Origin of the sequence: Xanthomonas sp. WHRI 6108 (genome assembly GCF_040202385.2) — a bacterium.
Taxonomy (GTDB): Bacteria; Pseudomonadota; Gammaproteobacteria; order Xanthomonadales; family Xanthomonadaceae; genus Xanthomonas; species Xanthomonas arboricola.
This window is the reverse complement of record NZ_CP168198.1, coordinates 3,072,620-3,091,561: the sequence shown is the minus strand read 5'-3', so window position 1 is coordinate 3,091,561 and position 18,942 is coordinate 3,072,620. Positions and strand designations below refer to the sequence as shown.

Sequence of the window (18,942 nt, the reverse complement as noted above, 5' to 3'; positions counted from 1 at the left end):
CCGGCCCGGGCTGGCCGTTTTCGGACAGGGTTGCACCAGGCCGCTGCGTTCATGGCAGGGTCAAACGCTTCGCCCATTCAGCCATAGACTGAGAGTGATCTCCGTCGCGGTCCGTTGCCTGACATCATGCTGAAACTGCTCTGCCTGTCCCTTTCATACGTGCTGGCGCTGGCGGCCTGCGACCGCACCAGTACCTCGGCCGATGCCGCCGCGACGCAGCAAAGCGGCGCGGGGCAGGGCGATGGCGACCATATGGTGTCGGTGGATACGCCCGAGCCGGTGGCGCCGCCGCGGCCGCGTGCACAGGCCGGCGAAGCCGGCTGGCCGCAGGCGGAGCTGGACGCGGGCAAGGCCTGGATCAGTTGCGCCACCGATTACAGCAGCGAAGCCGGCGACGGCACGCTGCTGCCTGCGCTGGACCGCGCCAGCGTGGAGGCGGCGCTGGCGCCGTGTCGCGACACCGGCCTGCTGCGGGTGCGCTACGCCGGCAAGATCAACGCCGGCTTCGCTGCGTTGGTGTGGCGGCTGGCTGCGGTGGCCGAGCAACTGCGGCTGCCGCATCGCATCCTGGACCTGGATTCCAGTGGCGGGCAGGTGGAAGCGGCGATTCGCGCCGGCGATGTCATCGGCGAATCCAACTGGACCATCTGGGTGCGCGAAGGCTCGATCTGCCACAGCGCCTGCGTGTTCGTGCTGGCCGCCGGCGACAACCGGCTGGTGGCCGGCAAGGTCGGTATCCACCGCATGATGCGGATCAGTTCCAAGGCCACCTCGCGCGCGGAACTCAATCGCGAGTTGCGCGAGGTCTACGGCAACGTCAAGGATTATCTGGAGCGCAACGGCGTGGCGGTGGCGGTGGCCGACCTGATGATGACCGTGCCCAACCGCAGCCTGCGCCTGCTGACGATGGACGAGCTGCGCGAGTACGGGCTGGATGGCACCAACGCGGTGCAGGACGACCTGGAGCGCATCCGCCAGATGCGCAAGTGCGGCGACGCCTTCGTGCGCCGCAAGGACGCGTTTCTGGTTGCCTTCGACCAGAAGTGCAAGGGCGAGGGGGCCGATCTGGAGGCGGTCAACGCCTGCGGCCTGGCCTTGAAGCAGCGCTTCGGCTTCCCGGATGCGGCCTGCCCGGAAGAAAGCCCGCTGGCCGAAACCGATGCCGCCGCGCTGCCGGCCACCGCCGCAGCGCAGGCCGCGCCGTCGGCCGACGCAGAGGCAGGAGCGCCAACTGCGGCACCTGCCGCAGAGTCGGCTGCCGAACCCGCGCCGGACCCCGCCCAGGGCGAGGGCTGAGCTTCACACCCACCGCACTGCCGGCTGCCTATGGTCGCGGCATACCACGGAGCCGGGGGGCGACATGCTTGGAAAGACGAAAGGCGTTGCGCTGGCATATCTGCCATCGGCGCTGTTGGTGCTGGCCGGGTTTGGCGTGGCCGAACTGCTGCAGGTGATCGCTGCGGCCAGCCATGTGCAGTGGCCGGCGACGCTGGCGGTGTGGCTGAGCCTGGCGGCCCTGATCGCGGCCATCGCGCGCGCACTGTGGGTCAGTTGGCGACTGTGGCGGCCACGCGGCGTCGCGGCGGTTCCGCCGGGCGGCGACATCTGATTTTTGAGTCAAGGCGTGCGTTCCCGGCACCCGGCTCGCGCGTCGCTTGCACACTCACCTCACCATGCAGCGCAGGTCTTAAACTGCCGCACTCGCCGCGAACCCCGCGGCGGTTCCCATCCGTTTGCTAGGCACAAGGTCATCTGCCCCATGTTCCGTCCTCGTCTGCTTGCCGCACTGCTGTTGGCTCCCTCGCTGGTCCTGGCACAACAGCCGCAGACGGCTGCACGTCCGGCCGCCGCTCCCCAGGCGGCGCCCACGGCCAGCCCGGCGCAGCAGGCGCAGCTGACCAAACAGAACACCGAGATGACCCAGGCGGCATTGCGGGTGGCGCAGATGGTGGATGCCAACCAGGTGGCCTCGCTATGGGATGGCGCCTCCAGCGTCGCCAAGACCGCGGTCAAGCGCGATGTCTTCGTGAGCCAGATCGGTGCCGAGCGTGCGCGCCTGGGGCCGGTGGTCGGACGCGGGCAGGGCTCGGTGACGCGGGTCAAATACGCTGCCGGCGCGCAGGTGCCCGAAGGCCTGTACGTCAACGTCAGCTTCCCGACCCGGTTTGCCAAGGCCCAGCAGCCGGTGCGCGAGCTGGTGTCGTTCCGCCTGGACGAGGACAAGACCTGGCGGCTCGCCGGTTACAGCCTGCGCGCGTCGATCAAGTGATCTTGCAGCTCATCGGGAGACCCGCGTGGAATTGACCATCGAACTGCAGATGCTGGGCTGGGCCATGGTGCTCGGTCTGGTGCAACTGCTGGCCGCCTCGGCCAGCATGACCGCCCAGCGTGGGACCAAGTGGAATGCCAGCGCCCGCGATGGCGACCCCAAGCCCTTGACCGGCGTTGCGGCGCGGCTGGATCGCGCCTTCCGCAATTATCAGGAGACCTTCCCGATCTTCGCTGCTGCGGTACTGGCGGTGAGCGTTGCCGGCCGTACCAACGCGGACACCGCACTGGGTGTGCAGCTGTACCTGTGGGCGCGCGTGGCTTACGTGCCTGCGTATGCGGCAGGCATTCCCTATCTGCGCAGCGCAATCTGGGTGGTGTCGTTCTGGGGCATCGTCAAGCTGGTGCGGGCGTTGCTGGGCTGGTGACGCAGGCCAGGCTGCGTGTGCGCAGCCTGTGGTGAGTGGCTGAGAAAACGCAGCGAAAGATCGCGCGCCTGCGACTGCGGTAGGTCGCCTGTTCCGGTCACTGCTTGATCCTGATCAACGCCGGCCAGCACCACTGCCGTTAAACTGAAAGCCGCTACCAAGACGGCTGCGCTCACGGCCAGGCGGGCGAGCCCGGTGCGGCAGGTGCCACGCGGACATGCCGGTTGCTCTGCGCCGACCGCATCCAGCGGACCACTGCACGCGAGGTCTTGTTAGCTCCTCTGGGTCTCGGTGGTGAAGGAGCGCGGCATGCAATCGGTGGATATCGCAGTCATTGGTGCCGGGCCGGTCGGCCTGAGTTTTGCGCGGTCGTTGGCCGGCAGTGGCCTGTCGGTGCTGGTGGTCGACCAGCAGCCGCGCGCGCAACTGGCCGAGCCGGCCTTCGACGCACGCGAAATCGCGCTGACCCATGCCTCGCGTGCGTTGCTGGAGCAACTGGGCATCTGGCCGCAATTTCCCGCCGATGCGATCTCGCCGCTGCGCGACGCCCGCGTCATGGACGGACATTCGCACTTCGCGCTGACCTTCGCCGCCTCCGCGCGTGGTGCCGGCGATCTGGGCTGGCTGGTTCCCAATCATCTGATCCGTCGCGCGGCCTGGCAGGCGGTGCAGGCACAAGCTGCGTTGGAGATGCGCTGCTCTTGCACGCTGCAGGCCGTGCAGCAGCAGCGCGACCGCGTGGTGCTGCAGTTATCCGATGGGGAAACGGTGTCAGCGCGCCTGCTGGTGGCGGCCGACAGTCGCTTTTCCAGCACCCGGCGCCTGCTCGGCATCGGTGCGCAGCTGCGTGATTTCGGCAAGACCATGCTGGTGTGCCGGATGCGGCATGCGCTGCCGCACGGGCATGCCGCCTGGGAGTGGTTTGGCTACGGCAAGACGCTGGCGTTGTTGCCGCTGCAGGGCAATCGGGCCGGTGCGGTGCTGACCCTGCCGCCGCGACAGGTGGAGGCCTTGCTGGCGATGGAGGCGGTGGACTTCAGTGCGGCGGTGACCGAGGCGTTCGAGCATCGGCTCGGGCCGATGCAGCAGGACGGCAGCCGGCATGCCTATCCGCTGGTGGCGGCCTATGCGCAACGCTTGATCGCCGAGCGTGCCGCGTTGATCGGTGATGCGGCGGTGGGCATGCACCCGGTCACCGCGCACGGCTTTAATTTCGGATTGCAGAGCCAGGCGCGCCTGGCCGAGCGTGTGCGCGCCGCTGCCGCCGCTGGGCGCGACATCGGGGCTGCGGCCCTGCTCCAGGGCTACGAGCGGGCGCACCGGCTGGCGACGCGGCCGCTGTATGAAGCGACCAACGCATTGGCCGCGCTGTATACCGACGACCGTGCGCCGGCCCGCCTGCTGCGACGTGGTGCCTTGCGTGCGGCGCATGCGGTGGCGCCGTTCAAGCAGGCGATTGCGGCGCATCTGACCCAGCGCAGCGTCTGACGTATCGAAGTGGGAGCAGGGAGGCACAGTGCGTGCAGCGCTGCGCTGTGGTCCTCACGCGCAGTGGCTGGTAACGGTGTTCGACATGCGGGCACGCAATGCGGTCAGCGGCTCGCTCGCAGGTGCTTTTGCGGCAATCGGGCTCGATCAGACCGGATTTGCATGAGGTCGGCTTTCGTCACACGCGCCGCATCGGGCACGCAGCCATCAGGCCGGCGTGTTGACCCGCGCAAGAATCGCATCGATCGCGCTGCGCGCATCGCCGCTGCGCAAGGCGTCTTCCAACAGTGGAATGACCCAGGCGCAGCCGGCCTTGGTCACGTCTGCGCGCCAGCCGCCGGGCCAGGCTTCCAGCTCGTGCAAGGCCAGCATGCTGCAACCGCCACGCTCGGCGTGACCGCCACGGATCGACTGCTCGAACCAGAACGGCGTGGGTGAATCGACGTCGATCGAGAAAATATAGACATCGTGGTCCGGGTCTTCAGCCGAGGGCGCGTTGTTGCGCCAGCTGACCTGCACCACGCTCATTCTGCCGGCTCCGCATCGGGGTCCAGCGCCAGCACGCGGATCTCCACATCGTCCAGTTGCACGCACTGGCCGGGGCGGATCTTGGCGGTCTTGCGCAATTCCTGCACGCCATCGACGCTGACCGCGCCGCTGGCGACGATCGCCTTGCCCTGCCCACCGCTGTCGGCAATACCCGCCAGCTTGAGCAACTGGTTGAGTTCGATGTACTCGCCGTCCAGGTCGAATTCCAGAAATTGCATGGTGCGCTCGGTGACAGGAAGACGGCGATTATCCGCCTGTCGCAGCCGGCAACACCACTGTGCCGAACGCAGCCCCGGCAGGTGGAGTCGTGCGCGACGCAGGCGCGCCAGCGGCGGACACGACGCCGGAGGCGCGGTGCGGGGCGGCACGCTTATTCGCGTCGAAAACGTGCAATCTCGTCCAGCATGCTTTCGGCGCGCACGACGCCGGGCCCGGCATGCGCGTTGTCGATGCGCTCCAGCCATGGATGGCGTTTGCGCTGCAGCCGTCGATAGCCGAGCCAGGTGCCGATGCCGCCGAGCACGCCCACCAACAGATTGAGCAGCAGCCAGTCGTGCGGCAGGGTCAGGCCGGTCAGCCCGCGCCAGCCGGCGTCGGCCACGGCCACCCACAGCACCCAGAACGCCACGCCCAGCCACGGGGCCACCCGCGTGCGCCAGCGCCGCAGCTGCGCGAGCGCGCGCTGCGTCGGCAGCAGCGGTCCGGCAAAGTCCAGCTGCGCCAGCAGCTGCAGCTGCCGTAGTGCGGAGATCGCCAGTGCAATGCTCCACAGCTGCAGCAGCACGCCGCCGATGATGGCCGCAGCCTGATCGGTGTGGGCAAGCCAACTGCGCGCGATCACGATGTGCAGCGCCACGGCGCACAGCAGTTGCGCGGATTGGCTCAGCCATAGCGGGCGCAGGCTGGTGCGCGCCGCATGGCCACGCACCTGGCCGACGATGTGGCCGATCTGCGTGCCGTGCTGATCCAGACGGTGTTCCATCGCGTGCCAGGCACGTTGCATGTCGTCAAGTTCCATCGAATGTTCCTTGGGCGAAGTGGGTGGTCAGAGTTCGGCGCGGATGCGCGCCTTGAGGCGGCTGAGTTTCGTGGCGACGTTGGTTTCGCTGATGCCGAGCACCTCGCCGATCTCGCGGTAGCTGTGCGCGTCCAGGTACAGCAGCATCAAGGCGCGTTCCAGCGGCGGCAGGTGGGCGATGAAGCCATGGAGTGCGGCGACCTGCTGCGCGTGTGCCGGGTCGCGCGCCAGCGGGTCGGCGATGCTGTCGGCCACCGCCTCCAGCGGGAGCGGGTCCTGCGGCGCGCGGCTGCGGCCGCGCAGATCGCTGATCGCCACGTTCAAGGCAATGCGGTACATCCAGGTGGAAAAGCGCCGGCCGGCGTCGTAGCCGGGGAATGCGCGCCATAACTGCACGGTGATGTCTTGCGCCAGCTCGGCGCGGTCGTCCGGGTTCCAGCAATAGCTGGTCGCGACCTTCAGGACGATGCCGCGGTGCTGCTGCAGTAAGGCATTGAAGCGGGTGTGCAGGTCTGTTTCCAGGGACATGGCTCCGGCCGGGTGGGTGGATGACAAGGGTCGAGGAGATGATTCGCCGCAGCGGGCGAATCCTCACAAGCTGAACGGACTGTCACGGAAATTTCGACAGCAGGGGGGCTGAGGGCGCACACTATGCTGCTTTGCGCCTGCCGGCTCCGTGCGGCGCCTCCGGAGTTACCCAATGACCCAAGAATCTCCCGCGCCGCTGCTGTTTGCAGACCTCGGCCTCTCAGACGCTGTGATGAAGGCGGTTGCCGCCGTCGGCTACGAGTCGCCGTCGCCGATCCAGGCTGCCACCATCCCCGCGCTGCTGGCCGGCCGCGACGTGCTCGGCCAGGCGCAGACCGGCACCGGCAAGACCGCCGCGTTCGCGCTGCCGGTGCTGTCCAATGCCGATCTCAACCAGCTCAAGCCGCAGGCGCTGGTGCTGGCCCCAACCCGCGAGCTGGCCATTCAGGTCGCCGAGGCGTTCCAGAAATATGCCGAAGCCATTCCCGGCTTCCGCGTGCTGCCGGTCTACGGCGGCCAGCCCTACGCGCAGCAGTTGAGCGCGCTCAAGCGCGGCGTGCATGTGGTGGTCGGTACCCCCGGCCGCGTGATCGATCACCTGGACCGCGGCACGCTGGACCTGTCCCAGCTCAAGACGCTGGTGCTGGACGAAGCCGACGAAATGCTGCGCATGGGCTTCATCGACGACGTCGAAGCGGTGCTGAAGAAGTTGCCGGAGAAGCGCCAGGTGGCGCTGTTCTCGGCGACCATGCCGCCGGCGATCCGCCGCATCGCGCAGACCTATCTGAAGGACCCGGCCGAAGTCACCATCGCGGCCAAGACCACCACCTCGGCCAATATCCGCCAGCGCTACTGGTGGGTGAGCGGCCTGCACAAGCTGGACGCGCTGACCCGCATCCTGGAGGTCGAGCCGTTCGACGGCATGATCATCTTCGCGCGCACCAAGGCTGCCACCGAAGAGCTGGCGCAGAAGCTGCAGGCACGCGGCATGGCCGCGGCGGCCATCAACGGCGACATGCAGCAGGCCGCCCGCGAGAAGACCATTGCCCAGCTCAAGGACGGCAAGCTCGACATCCTGGTCGCTACCGACGTGGCCGCGCGCGGCCTGGACGTGGAGCGCGTCAGCCATGTGCTGAACTACGACATCCCGTACGACACCGAAAGCTACGTGCACCGCATCGGCCGTACCGGCCGTGCCGGCCGCAATGGCGATGCGATCCTGTTCGTCACCCCGCGCGAGAAGGGCATGCTGCGCGCGATCGAACGCGCCACCCGCCAGCCGATCGAAGAAATGCAGCTGCCGAGCGTGGATGCGGTCAACGACACCCGCGTGGCACGTTTTATGACCCGCATCACCGAGACCCTGGCCGGCGGCCAGATCGAGATGTATCGCGATCTGCTGCAGCGCTACGAGAGCGAGAACAACGTACCGGCGATCGATATCGCTGCGGCATTGGCCAAGTTGCTGCAGGGCGATGCGCCGTTCCTGCTGACCCCGCCGGTGCGCGGTGCACGCGAGGAATTTGCACCGCGCGAGCGCAACGATCGCGGCGACCGCAACGATCGCGGCGAGCGTCCGCGCTTCGAGCCGAAGTTCGAGCGTGGCCCGCGTGCCGATGGCGAGCGTGCGGCACGCCCGCCGCGTGCGGAACGTCCGGCGTTCGCCAGCGATGGCGCGGGCGCCGAGCGTCCGCGTCGCGATCCGGTCGCCCCGCGTGGCGAGCCGGAGTTCGGCATGGAGAGCTACCGCATCGAAGTGGGCCACACCCACGGCGTGAAGCCGGCCAACATCGTCGGCGCGATCGCCAACGAAGCCGGCCTGGAAAGCCGCTATATCGGCCGTATCGACATCCAGGACGATTATTCGATCCTGGACCTGCCGGCCGACATGCCGCGCGAACTGCTGACGCACCTGAAGAAGGTCTGGGTGTCCGGCCAGCAGCTCAACATGCGCAAGCTGGAAGAAGGCGAAGCGGCCGCGTCGCCGTCCAAGCCGCGCTTCCCGCGCGGCGGCAAGCCGTCCGGTCGCCCGAATGGCCCGAACCGTCCGATGGACCGCGCCGGCGCGCCACATCGCAAGGGCCCGCCCAAGCCCCGCGGCGAGTAAGCACCGCTGACAACGCGGCGGCGTGCGGCTGCCCGGCCCACCCGGCCGGTCGCTGCAGTCGCTATGTTGGTTGATGCATAGCGGTGTGCAGGCGTCATGCGCCGATACCGCGAAGATTGCCGGCGGCATCCTGTTAGCCGGGCTAAGTTCTGCCTCGACCGTGGCCAGGCTGGCGCAGCCATACAGACTGCGCCGTTGCGGCCGCTACTGCCTTCAGGCGCCCACTGGGCGCCTGAATCGCATGGGCAGCAGCAGGGGGGGCGAGGATGACAATGGCGCAGATGGCGGGCGGCACGAGCGGTGGGCGGACCATGCACCTGATGCGCGGCTGGCTGACGCTTCCCTTGGCCTTGTTGATCGGCATGGCCGTCGGCATGGCGGTGCTCTCGGCACTGGTGATCGAGATCCAGTCCGGGGCAATGGCCTGGATCGTCGGCCAGAGCCACTGGTCCAATGCCCAGCAGGAGTCGGTGTACTGGCTGGAGCGCTATCTGGGCAGCGGCGATCCGGCCGACCTGCAGGCCGCCTGCCGCGCGCTGGAAGTGCCGCTCGGCGACCGCGCCGCACGCGAGGCAGTCGAGCAGCCGTTGATCGACTGGGCTGCGGTCCATGCCGGGCTGGCCGCCGGCCGCAATGCCCGTGAGGACATGCCGCAAATGGTGCGGTTATACCGCTATGGCCATGTCTTTCCGTATCTGGGCGACGCCATCGCGATGTGGAAGCACACCGACGCCGACCTGCTGCAACTGAGCAGCCTGGCCGACCGGGCCGCCTCCGTGCAGGCCGCCAGCCGCCCGGATCCGCGCGCGCTGCAGGCCTTGCGCGACGAGCTGCACCTGCTCGACGGCCGCATGCGCGGCGATACCGCGCAGTTCCAGGCGCTGCTGGTCCGCTGCGCGCGGTTGCTGCACGATGTGATGGTGGTCTGCAGCCTGGCGACCCTGTTGCTGGTGCTGATCACCTGCGTGCTGGCGATGCGCCGCATCCGCAATTATCTGCTCTCGCACGAAGGCCGCTTCCGCACCGCGTTTCAGCAGGCGGCGCTGGGCATGGTCAAGTTCGACCTGCGCGGCCGCGTGCTCGATGCCAATGCCGCGATGGCCAACATCCTGCGCTACCGGCCGGAGGAACTGCAGGCCTGCACGCTGGCCGAGGTGCTGCATCCGGACCATATCGCGCTGGACAGCCGCGGCCTGATCGACTGGCCGACACTGCTGCAGTCGGGCGAGCGACGCTTGCTGCGCGCCGACGGCGGGGTGATGTGGGGGCGCTGGAGCGCGTCGCTGGTGGAGCCCGGCCCGGAGGAGCCGACCCTGGTGCTGGCAGTGATCGAAGACGTCTCGCATGCGCACGAACTGGCCGATGAAGTCGCCTTCCATGCGCGCCACGATGCCTTGACCGGCCTGATCAACCGCCGCGAGATCGAACGCCGGCTGCTGCGCCTGATCGAGCCGCCGCAATCGCCGCAGCTCTGCCATGCGCTGTGCTTCGTCGACCTGGATCACTTCAAGCTGGTCAACGACACCTTCGGGCATGCGGTGGGCGACAAGTTCCTGTGCCACTTCGCCGATGTGATCACCATGCAGTTGCGCCCCGGCGACTGGCTGGGGCGGCTGGGTGGCGACGAGTTTGCGATCCTGCTGGCCGATACCGATCTGGCGCAGGCGCAGACCTTGCTGGAGCGCATGCATGCGGTGCTGGGTCAGCCGTGGAGCCACCAGGGCGGACGGCCGCTGACGCCGAGCTGCAGCTTCGGCGTGGTGGAAATCCGCCAGGGCGCCAGCGACGTCAATGCCTTGATGACCGCCGCGGATCTGGCCTGCCATGCGGCCAAGGAAGAAGGGCGCAACCGCATTCGCTGCTTCGGCGAAAACGATCTGGCGCTGGCGCGGCGGCGCCACGACGGTGGCTGGATCAGCGCGGTGCAGCAGGCGATCGCCGAAGACCGGCTGCTGCTGTATGCGCAGAAGATCCAGGTGTTGAGCGATCCGGAACGCCTGCAGTACGAAGTGCTGGTGCGCATGCGCGCGCGCGACGGGCGGGTGCTGAGCCCGGGCGAATTCCTGCCTGCGGTGGAGCGCTACGGCCTGGGGCGCATGGTCGACGTGCATGTGCTGGAAACGCTGTGCGCGCAGCTGGCGGCCAGTCCGATGCATGTGACCACGCTGGACCTGTGCCACGTCAATCTGTCCGCACAGTCGATCGCGCAGCCGGATTTTCTCGATTTCGTGTGGTCCTTGTTCGAGCGCTACCCGAGCCTGGTGCCCAAGCTGTGCATGGAGATCACCGAGACCGCCGTCATCGGCGATCTGGAGCACGCGCAGCGCTTCGTGCAGAGCGTGCGTGCGCGCGGCTGCCATGTGGCGCTGGACGATTTCGGCAACGGCCTGGCCTCGTTCGGCTATCTCAAGCAGTTCACCGTGGATGTCCTCAAGATCGATTGCGGCTTCGTGCGCAACTACGCGCACGACGCGGTGGACCGCGCGGCAGTGCACTCGATCGCGCAGGTGGGCCTTGCGCTGGGGATCGAAGTGGTGGCCGAGGGCGTTGAGTCGGAGGCGGACATTCCCGGCCTGCGCGAGGCCGGTGTCGGCCAGGTGCAGGGTTTCAGCCTGCATCGTCCATGCCCGCTGGACGAGCTGCTGCATGCCGGGCAGCCGCTGCTGGCGCTGTCCTGATCGCAGATTGGTGCACGCGCGTCGCTCCAAATCGCCGATAATCGGCCGATGACGACCCGACTCAACAAATACATTGCCGAAACCGGCTTCTGCTCCCGCCGTGAGGCCGATCGCCTGATCGGCGAACGCCGGGTCACCGTCAATGGCGTGGCTGCCGGCACCGGTGCGGTGGTGGGCGAGGACGACACCGTGCTGGTGGACGGCCAGCCGCTGCGCACGCGCGCCGCCAGCAAGCCCGGTGGCCGCAAGCATGTCTACATCGCGCTCAACAAGCCGGTGGGCATCACCTGCACCACCGAAAGTTCGGTCAAGGGCAACATCGTCGAATTCGTCGGCCACGAGCAGCGCATCTTCCCGGTCGGCCGGCTCGACAAGGAGTCAGAAGGTCTGATCCTGATGACCAGCAACGGCAACATCGTCAACGAGATCCTGCGCGCGGAAAATCGCCACCAGAAGGAATATCTGGTGGCGGTCAACAAGCCGGTCACCGACGAATTCCTGCGCGGCATGGCGCGTGGCGTGCGCATCCACAACGAGACCACGTTGCCGTGCCGCACCGCGCGCATCGCCAAGTTCGGCTTCCGCATCGTGCTGGAGCAGGGCTTGAACCGGCAGATCCGCCTGATGTCCGCCGAATTCGGCTACCGCGTGACCCAGCTGCGCAGGGTGCGCATCGACAACATCAAGCTGGCCGCGCTCAAGCCCGGGCAGTGGCGCAACCTCAGCGATGCGGAGTTGCGCGGCCTGCTGCCGCAACGCACCGACTGGTGAGCGTTTTTCGCGCGTTGGACTGAACCGCAACAGCACGGTGCATCGGCTGCGCAGGCGCAACCCGATGGCCGTGCATGACCGGCTCGGTCATACTTCCGCCGCCGACAGCCAGCTGGGGAGCGGGCAGAGTGATCAAACCGACATTGCCGGACAACGAAGCCGAGCGGCTTGCAGCGCTGCGTCAGTACGAAGTGCTGGATTCGCCGCCCGAGCGTGCCTTCGACGACCTCACCATGATTGCGTCCACGCTGTGCGAGACGCAGATGGCGGCGGTGGTGCTGGTGGACGAACAGCGGCAATGGTTCAAGTCCGCGCATGGCGCGCCGCGCAGCGAGGCATCGCGCGACATCTCGTTCTGCGCGCATGCGATCCTGCGCCCGGACGAAGTGATGATGGTCGACGACACCTTGCTCGACCCGCGCTTCCACGACAATCCGATGGTGACCGGCAGCGCGGCGGTACGCTTCTATGCCGGCGCGCCGTTGGTGACCAGCGAGGGCATGGCGCTGGGCTCGCTCTGCGTCTTCGACCAGACCCCGGCGCATCTGCGCGAAGAGCAGCGTGCTGCCCTGCAGGCATTGTCGCGGCAGGCCGCGCATCTGCTGGAACTGCGCCTGGCCGGCAAGCGCCTGCGCCAGCAATTGCACGAGCGCGAATGGTACGAGCAGCAGCTGGCCGGCTATTACGCGCAGATGGACGCGCTGAATGCCGATCTGGTCGAGCAGACCCGCACCGATCCGCTGACCGGCTTGCCCAATCGACGCGCGTTTTCAGTGGCCTTGGCCGCGGCCATGGAACAGACGCGTGCGGCAGGCCAGCCGTTGTCGGTAGCGTTGCTGGACGTGGACCACTTCAAGACCGTCAACGACGTGCATGGGCACGACCAGGGCGATGTGGTGCTGCGCGAACTGTCGGCGTTGCTGCGCGCGCATGTGGCCGGTGCCGGCACCATTGCGCGTTATGGCGGCGAGGAGTTCGTGCTGCTGCTGCCCAACGTGGATCTGCTGCAGGCGCGCGTGCAGTGCGAATACCTGCGCCAGAGCGTGGCGGTGATGACGATCGCGCTGCCGGTGACGGTGAGTATCGGCGTGGCCACGCTGCATCCGCAGGAAAGCGTGGACGCGGTGATCAAGCGCGCCGACCAGGCTCTGTATGCGGCCAAGCGTGGCGGGCGCGACCAGGTGGTGGCGTTGGGGTAGGTGGCGTGCGCACGCGGGTGCGTCATCGATAAGGTCGGTCGCGGCCTGGGCCGCTGCGACGGTGGCGTTTGTTGGTTGCGCCGTGCGGTCAGTCGACGATGTTCTTCGCCTCGGCAGTGCCGAGCAGCTCCGGATGCACGATCTTGCGCCGGCGTTCCAGCACCGGATGCAGGAACACCGCGCCGAGGATGATCGCCACGCCGAGATAGAACTGCACGGTCAGCTCGCGTTGCTCGCCGAGCAGGGCGATCGCCAGCACGATGGCGTAGACCGGTTCCAGGTTGGTCACCAGCTGCACCGAGTAGGCGCTGAGATGGCGCAGTGCCACCAGGGCCAGCGCAAACGGCAGCAGCGTACAGGCCAGCGACAGCACCAGCAGCAGGACGCCGTCGTGCAGGCTGGGGATGATCATCAGGTCGCCATGCAGCGACGGCAGCAACAACGGCATGGCCGGCGCCAGCACCGTCAGGGTCAAGGTGCCGGCGCCAAGCTCCAGTGCGGTGACGGTGAGCGGGTCGGCATGCGCGACCATGCGCTTGTTGAGCGAACCGAACAGGCCGACGAACACCGCCGAAATCGCGCCGACCACCACGCCGGCACGCATGCCATCCGGCACCCCGCCGACCACCAGCGCCACGCCGGGCAACACCGCTAGGCCGAACAGCAGTTCGCGCGGGCGGAAGGGGCGTTGCGTCACCCATGGCTCGATCACGGCGGTGAACACCGGCGCCAGTGCAATACAGGTCGCCGCCACCGAGGCATTGGCCAGCTTGATCGCGCCGTAGAAGGTCAGCCAGTGCAGGGCCACCAGGGCGCCGATGCCGCAATAGCCCAGCACCACGCGTCCGGACAACCCGCGCAGTCCGCGCCACACCCGCGGCAATAGCGCCAGCGCCACCACCACGATCAACATGCGCCACCACACCAACGGCAACGCGGGCAGCGTGATCAGCTTGCCCAGGATCGCGGTGATGCCCCAGAGCAGGACGCAGAAATGGATTTGCAGTTGCGCCTTGCGCAGGTCGGTCGTGGGCATGCGCCATTGTCGCCGAAGACGCGACGCAACGCCCCTGTCAGCGCGCCCCCAACGCCTGCAGCAACGCCATCGCCGCGGCCGGATTGCGCTCCTTGGCAGCACTGATGAAAAACACGAACACCTCGCGCGGCGTGGCTGCGGCGTGGATCGATGCGTCGATATGCGGCAGGTCCGCCACATCGTCGCCGCGCCGCCAGGCCTGGATGCGCTCGGCCCAGCGCGCCAGTGCCGGCGCCGGGTAGCCGGCATGCAGGCGCGCCTGGCTGCGCATCAGCCGCGCATAGACAAAGTCGGTGGACAGATCGGCAAAGGACGGATGCTCGTCCGAATCGGTGAACACCGTGGCCACCCCATGCCGGCGCACCAATGCCAGCAGCGCGGCATCCACTGCGTCGTGGTCGCGGATTTCCAGCACATGGCGCAGCACGCGCTTGCCGGCACGTTTGGGCAGCAACGACAGGAAGGCGTCCAGGTCGTCGGCCTGCAGCCGATGCCCTTGTTCGAACTGCCACACCAGCGGCCCCAGCGTGTCGCCGAGCTCGACAATGCCGCCGATGAAGTCGTCCACCTGCGCCTGGGTGCCGGCCAGTCTGCGCGACTGGGTGATGCGGCGCGGTGCCTTGGCCGAGAAGACGAACCCGGGCGGCACCTGGTCGCGCCACTTCGCGTAGGTGGCCGGTTGCTGCGTCCCGTAATACGTGCCGTTGATCTCGATGGCGGTGACGTGGCGGCTTGCGTATTCCAGCTCGCGGCGCTGCACCAGCCCTTGCGGATAGAACATCCCCGCCCGCCATGGCGCATACACCCAGCCGCCGATACCGACGTGGATGCCATCGAGCGCGGGCGGGGTGGCGGCGAACAGATCGGTCATGACAGATTCCACGTTGGCGTGAGCGCGCGCCTGGCATGTTCGCAGACGCACAGATGTGGCAAGCCGCCCAGATGATAGCCCCGCCGGCTCCGCGGCGAAGCAGCGCGGCCCCAAACGCTTGCGCGCACTGCCAGGCAGGCGCGGCCGTTGGCGCGCGGCGGCATGCAGGCGTTGTGCACTCGATGCAGGCACCGCCCGGCCAGCCGGCGGGGCGATCGGCGGCTTACGCGGACGCGGCCATGCCGCTACCATCGCAGATCGCCACTTTCGGACCGCAGCGATGACCTGGACCACGCCCGATCTGTGTGACCGCTTTCCCGAGGTGAGCATCGCCGAACCGTTGTTCCGCTCCTATGGCGGACGTGCGGCATTTTCCGGGCCGATCGTTACCGTGCGCTGTTTCGAGGACAACTCGCGGGTGCGCGAGCTGGCCTCCACGCCTGGCGACGGCCGCGTGCTGGTGGTGGACGGGCAGGGCTCGTTGAAGCACGCGCTGCTGGGCGACCAGATCGCGATGCAGGCGGTCGCCAACGGCTGGGCCGGCGTGTTGATCCACGGCTGCGTGCGCGATGTGGAGATCCTGGCCACGCTGCCGCTAGGCGTGCTGGCGCTGGGCGCCTGCCCCCGCCGCACCGAGCGCCGCGATCTGGGTGATGTGGATGTGCCGGTGAATTTTGCCGGCGTGGCCTTCGTGCCCGGCCATTGGCTGTATGCCGATGGCAACGGCGTGTTGGTGGCACCGCTGCCGCTGTCGCTGGACAGTGCCGGCGGATCGACCTGAGCGAATGAGAGGACGTGCGACAGTGACCGTGAACCGATGGCTGAGTGGAGGCATGCTGATGCTGGCAAGCTTGGTGACGACGCAGGCGGCCGAGCTTCCCGCCGGCATGCAGCAGTTCGACGCGCAGATGGAACGCGTGCGCAAGCAGTTCGATGTGCCCGGCATTGCGGTGGCCATCGTCAAGGATGGGCAGGTGGTGCTGGAGCGTGGCTACGGCGTGCGCGAGATCGGCAAGCCTGCGCCGGTGCAGGCCGACACGCTGTTTGCGATCGCCTCCAACACCAAGGCCTTCACTGCCGCATCGCTGTCGATCCTGGCCGACGAGGGCAAGCTCTCGCTCGACGACAAGGTCATCGACCACCTGCCATGGTTCCGCATGTCCGACCCGTACGTCAGCGGCGAGATGCGTGTGCGCGATCTGCTCGCGCACCGCAGCGGCCTGAGCCTGGGCGCGGGCGATCTGTTGTTCTGGCCGACCACCAGCTACAGCACCGACGAAGTGGTGCAGCGCCTGTCCAAGGTGCCGCTGAAGGGCGGTTTCCGCGATCGCTACGCCTACGACAATATCCTGTATGCGGTGGCGCAGAAGGTGATCGAGCAGGTCTCCGGGCAGACCTATGCGGCGTTTCTGCAGCAACGCATCTTCGCCCCGGTGGGCATGCGCGGTACGCGCTTCAATGCCGACCATCTGCAGCCGGGCGACAACGCGGCCGTGGGCCATGCCAAGTACGACTTCACCGAGCTGCGCACGGTCGCGCCGCTGACCTGGTCCAACAACTCCGGTGCCGGCGGCATCTATTCCAGCGCGCACGACATGGCGTTGTGGATGAAGGTGCAACTGGCCGGCGGCGTCCTGCCCGATGGCACGCCGCTGTTCAGTGCCAAACGGCAGCAGGAGATGTGGTCGATGATCACACCGATCGCGATTGCCGACCCAGCCGTGCCGGAGCTGGCGGCAGCACGCCCCAATTTTTCCGGCTACGGTGAGGGCTGGAGCCTGAGCGATTACCGCGGCCATCGGCTGGTGTGGCACACCGGCGGCTGGCCGGGCATGGTGTCGCGGCTGACGCTGGTGCCCGACCAGCAACTGGGCGTGGTGGTGCTGACCAATCAGGAGATCGGTGCGGCCTTCAATGCGGTGACCCTGCAGGTGCTGGATGCATTCTTGCAGGTGCCGGCCACCGATTGGATCGCCGCCTATGCCAAGGCGGTGGCCAAGGCCGACGGCGATGCGGACACCAGCTGGAAGAAACATCAGGACGCACGCGCAGCGCGCTCCACGCCGTCGCTGCCGCTGCGCAGCTATGCGGCGACCTATCGCGACCCGTGGTATGGCGACGTGGTGATCCGTCAGGACGGCAAGCGCCTGCGCCTGCAGTTTTCCAAGACCGCGCAATTGATCGGCACGCTGGAGCATTGGCAGCACGACAGCTTCATCGTGCGCTGGGACGATCGCAGCCTGAATGCCGATGCCTTCGTCAATTTCGCGCTGACCCCGGATGGTGCGGTGCGCGAGATGCGGATGGAGGCGATCTCGCCGCTGACCGATTTCAGCTTCGATTTCCAGGACCTGGTGTTGACGCCGGTGGCAGCGGAGCAAACGGGACACAAGTGACACATCCCTCGTCCTGCAAGCGGGGCACGGTCACTGCACGGAGCGTGTAGTGGCCGGCGGCCAGTGCAGTATCGGTTTGGTGTCCACGTTATCCCCAACCGATTGCGGCGCTTTGGTGTGCCATCTGCGCCGCGATGTGGGCTGCAGCAGGCATTGATCACAGAACGCGCCGGCAACCGGGCTCGGCGCGCAGGCGTCACGTGATCGGGCCTGCCGCTGCAGGCGTGCCGGCGCCCGCCGGTGCCTTGGCGCCAGCTGCACGATGGCTATCGCCGGCCGGCACGGCTCGTTATGATCCGCGCACTTCTCAGGGATGTTGCCCAACGCATGACCACTCCGCAGATGTCAGTGTATTTCTTCTTGCAGGCTGCGGTGATCCTGCTGATCTGTCGTCTGGTGGGATTGCTGGCCAAGCGGGTGGGGCAGCCGCAGGTAGTCGGCGAGATGATTGCCGGCGTGGCGTTGGGACCGTCGCTGTTCGGCATATTACTGCCGGATGTGCAGGCGGCGCTGTTTCCCAAGCAGACGCTGGACGTGCTGTATGTGCTGGCCCAGTTCGGCGTGGGCCTGTACATGTTCCTGGTCGGCACCGACTTCCGCAGCGATCATTTCCGCGCACGCTATCGCAGTGCGATGAGCGTGTCGCTGGCCGGGATCGCGGTGCCGTTCGCATTGGCCTTCGCGATGTGTCCGTGGCTGATCAACGTGGAGGGCTTGTTCTCGGAAAAAGCCAAGTTGATGGAGGCCTCGCTGTTCCTAGGCGCGGCCATTGCGATTACCGCTTTCCCGATGCTGGCGCGCATCATCCACGAGCGCGGGCTGACCAATAGCCCGTTGGGCACGCTGGCACTCACTGCAGGTGCGTTCGACGATGCGGCGGCGTGGTGCATTCTTGCCGTGGTGCTGGCCAGCTTCGGCGGCAGCTGGGGCAGCGCCTATCTGGCCATCGGCGGCGGCGTTGCGTATGCGGCGTTCATGATCTTTGTCGGCCGGCATCTGCTGCGTCGTCTCGAGCGTTACGTGGTGCAGGACCAACCGCTGAGCAATGGCGTGTTGGCGGTCATCCTGATGCTGTTCTGCCTCAGCGCCTGGGCGATGGATGCGATCGGCATCCATGCAGTCTTCGGCGGCTTCCTGCTCGGCGTCTGCCTGCCCAGGGGCGCGTTGACCGAAAAATTGCGCGAGATGATGCAGCCGTTCGTGGTGGTGTTCCTGCTGCCGATGTTCTTCACCTATTCCGGCTTGAAGACGCAACTGAGCGTGTTGCTGCAGCCGCAGATCATGCTGGCCGGCGTGGCGATTCTGGCCGCATCGTTCATCGGCAAGGGACTGGCCTGCTGGGCCGCCGCACGCATCACCGGCGAGAACAACCGCGATGCGATGGCGATCGGCTCGCTGATGAATGCACGCGGTTTGATGGAACTGATCATCATCAACATCGGGTTGCAGGCCGGTGTGATCGAACAAGGCCTGTTCTCGGTGCTGGTGCTGATGGCGATCCTCTCCACGCTGATGGCCACGCCGCTGTTCAACTGGATCATGCGTCGCCATGCCGACGTGACCGCTGCGGTGCCGAGCCTGCAGCAGCGCTGATCCTCGCAGCGG

General features: G+C 67.3%; 18 protein-coding genes and 1 other RNA gene. 13 read left to right on the top strand and 6 right to left on the bottom strand.

The window, feature by feature from the left end; genetic code table 11:
- Nucleotides 1-126: 126 nt before the first annotated feature.
- From ABQ039_RS13010 to ubiM, 6 genes are all read left to right on the top strand, one after another.
- Nucleotides 127-1,296: a hypothetical protein gene (locus ABQ039_RS13010; RefSeq protein ID WP_349778059.1), complete on the top strand. Its 1,170-nt coding sequence runs from the start codon at nucleotides 127-129 to the stop codon at nucleotides 1,294-1,296.
- Between the two features lie 64 nt (nucleotides 1,297-1,360).
- The gene (locus ABQ039_RS13005; RefSeq protein ID WP_054591543.1) at nucleotides 1,361-1,609 is read left to right on the top strand and encodes a hypothetical protein; all 249 of its coding nucleotides are present in this window, start codon (nucleotides 1,361-1,363) and stop codon (nucleotides 1,607-1,609) included.
- Between the two features lie 150 nt (nucleotides 1,610-1,759).
- Nucleotides 1,760-2,269 (top strand): DUF4019 domain-containing protein, encoded by a 510-nt coding sequence (locus ABQ039_RS13000; RefSeq protein ID WP_349778060.1) that lies wholly within the window; start codon nucleotides 1,760-1,762, stop codon nucleotides 2,267-2,269.
- A gap of 25 nt (nucleotides 2,270-2,294) precedes the next feature.
- Nucleotides 2,295-2,696, top strand: coding sequence for an MAPEG family protein (locus ABQ039_RS12995; protein WP_065049842.1), 402 nt, complete (start codon nucleotides 2,295-2,297; stop codon nucleotides 2,694-2,696).
- 202 nt (nucleotides 2,697-2,898) lie between these two features.
- A non-coding RNA gene (locus ABQ039_RS12990) (sX9 sRNA) lies at nucleotides 2,899-2,974 on the top strand.
- 31 nt (nucleotides 2,975-3,005) lie between these two features.
- Nucleotides 3,006-4,184, top strand: coding sequence for a 5-demethoxyubiquinol-8 5-hydroxylase UbiM (gene ubiM / locus ABQ039_RS12985; RefSeq protein ID WP_349778061.1), 1,179 nt, complete (start codon nucleotides 3,006-3,008; stop codon nucleotides 4,182-4,184).
- A 207-nt stretch (nucleotides 4,185-4,391) separates the two neighbouring features.
- Here the strand turns inward: ubiM and ABQ039_RS12980 are convergent, their stop codons facing one another.
- The 4 genes from ABQ039_RS12980 to ABQ039_RS12965 all read right to left on the bottom strand — a co-directional run bounded on the left by ABQ039_RS12980 (nucleotide 4,392) and on the right by ABQ039_RS12965 (nucleotide 6,279).
- Complete coding sequence (locus ABQ039_RS12980) at nucleotides 4,392-4,712, bottom strand: hypothetical protein (protein ID WP_046343502.1); 321 nt, start codon at nucleotides 4,710-4,712, stop codon at nucleotides 4,392-4,394.
- Nucleotides 4,709-4,951 (bottom strand): RNA-binding S4 domain-containing protein, encoded by a 243-nt coding sequence (locus ABQ039_RS12975; RefSeq protein ID WP_024939760.1) that lies wholly within the window; start codon nucleotides 4,949-4,951, stop codon nucleotides 4,709-4,711. The genes ABQ039_RS12980 and ABQ039_RS12975 overlap by 4 nt, the downstream gene beginning before the upstream one ends.
- 152 nt (nucleotides 4,952-5,103) lie before the next feature.
- Entirely contained in the window at nucleotides 5,104-5,751 is a 648-nt protein-coding gene (locus tag ABQ039_RS12970) for a hypothetical protein (protein WP_104543374.1), read from the bottom strand.
- 27 nt (nucleotides 5,752-5,778) lie between these two features.
- Nucleotides 5,779-6,279, bottom strand: coding sequence for an RNA polymerase sigma factor (locus ABQ039_RS12965; protein ID WP_046343499.1), 501 nt, complete (start codon nucleotides 6,277-6,279; stop codon nucleotides 5,779-5,781).
- Nucleotides 6,280-6,451: 172 nt separating this feature from the next.
- Between ABQ039_RS12965 and ABQ039_RS12960 the strand changes: the two genes are divergently transcribed.
- The 4 genes from ABQ039_RS12960 to ABQ039_RS12945 all read left to right on the top strand — a co-directional run bounded on the left by ABQ039_RS12960 (nucleotide 6,452) and on the right by ABQ039_RS12945 (nucleotide 13,034).
- Nucleotides 6,452-8,386: a DEAD/DEAH box helicase gene (locus ABQ039_RS12960; protein ID WP_046343498.1), complete on the top strand. Its 1,935-nt coding sequence runs from the start codon at nucleotides 6,452-6,454 to the stop codon at nucleotides 8,384-8,386.
- A gap of 272 nt (nucleotides 8,387-8,658) precedes the next feature.
- Nucleotides 8,659-11,064, top strand: coding sequence for an EAL domain-containing protein (locus tag ABQ039_RS12955; RefSeq protein WP_349778062.1), 2,406 nt, complete (start codon nucleotides 8,659-8,661; stop codon nucleotides 11,062-11,064).
- A 48-nt stretch (nucleotides 11,065-11,112) separates the two neighbouring features.
- Nucleotides 11,113-11,835 carry a pseudouridine synthase gene (locus tag ABQ039_RS12950; RefSeq protein WP_016903964.1) on the top strand — a complete coding sequence of 241 codons (723 nt, stop codon included), beginning with the start codon at nucleotides 11,113-11,115 and terminating at the stop codon, nucleotides 11,833-11,835.
- A 74-nt stretch (nucleotides 11,836-11,909) separates the two neighbouring features.
- Nucleotides 11,910-13,034 (top strand): sensor domain-containing diguanylate cyclase, encoded by a 1,125-nt coding sequence (locus ABQ039_RS12945; RefSeq protein WP_202397395.1) that lies wholly within the window; start codon nucleotides 11,910-11,912, stop codon nucleotides 13,032-13,034.
- Nucleotides 13,035-13,122: 88 nt separating this feature from the next.
- Here ABQ039_RS12945 and ABQ039_RS12940 read toward each other — a convergent pair whose 3' ends face one another.
- The gene (locus tag ABQ039_RS12940; RefSeq protein WP_016903967.1) at nucleotides 13,123-14,070 is read right to left on the bottom strand and encodes a DMT family transporter; all 948 of its coding nucleotides are present in this window, start codon (nucleotides 14,068-14,070) and stop codon (nucleotides 13,123-13,125) included.
- Nucleotides 14,071-14,107: 37 nt separating this feature from the next.
- Nucleotides 14,108-14,941, bottom strand: coding sequence for a DUF72 domain-containing protein (locus ABQ039_RS12935; protein ID WP_349778063.1), 834 nt, complete (start codon nucleotides 14,939-14,941; stop codon nucleotides 14,108-14,110).
- Between the two features lie 280 nt (nucleotides 14,942-15,221).
- On the opposite strand from ABQ039_RS12935, the gene rraA reads away from it, so the two are divergent.
- From rraA to ABQ039_RS12920, 3 genes are all read left to right on the top strand, one after another.
- The gene (gene rraA / locus ABQ039_RS12930) at nucleotides 15,222-15,722 is read left to right on the top strand and encodes a ribonuclease E activity regulator RraA (protein ID WP_024939752.1); all 501 of its coding nucleotides are present in this window, start codon (nucleotides 15,222-15,224) and stop codon (nucleotides 15,720-15,722) included.
- Between the two features lie 4 nt (nucleotides 15,723-15,726).
- Nucleotides 15,727-17,337, top strand: coding sequence for a serine hydrolase (locus ABQ039_RS12925; protein ID WP_349778064.1), 1,611 nt, complete (start codon nucleotides 15,727-15,729; stop codon nucleotides 17,335-17,337).
- Between the two features lie 327 nt (nucleotides 17,338-17,664).
- A complete protein-coding gene (locus ABQ039_RS12920; RefSeq protein ID WP_104554007.1) occupies nucleotides 17,665-18,930 on the top strand; it encodes a cation:proton antiporter in 1,266 nt (421 codons plus the stop codon).
- Nucleotides 18,931-18,942 lie beyond the last annotated feature (12 nt).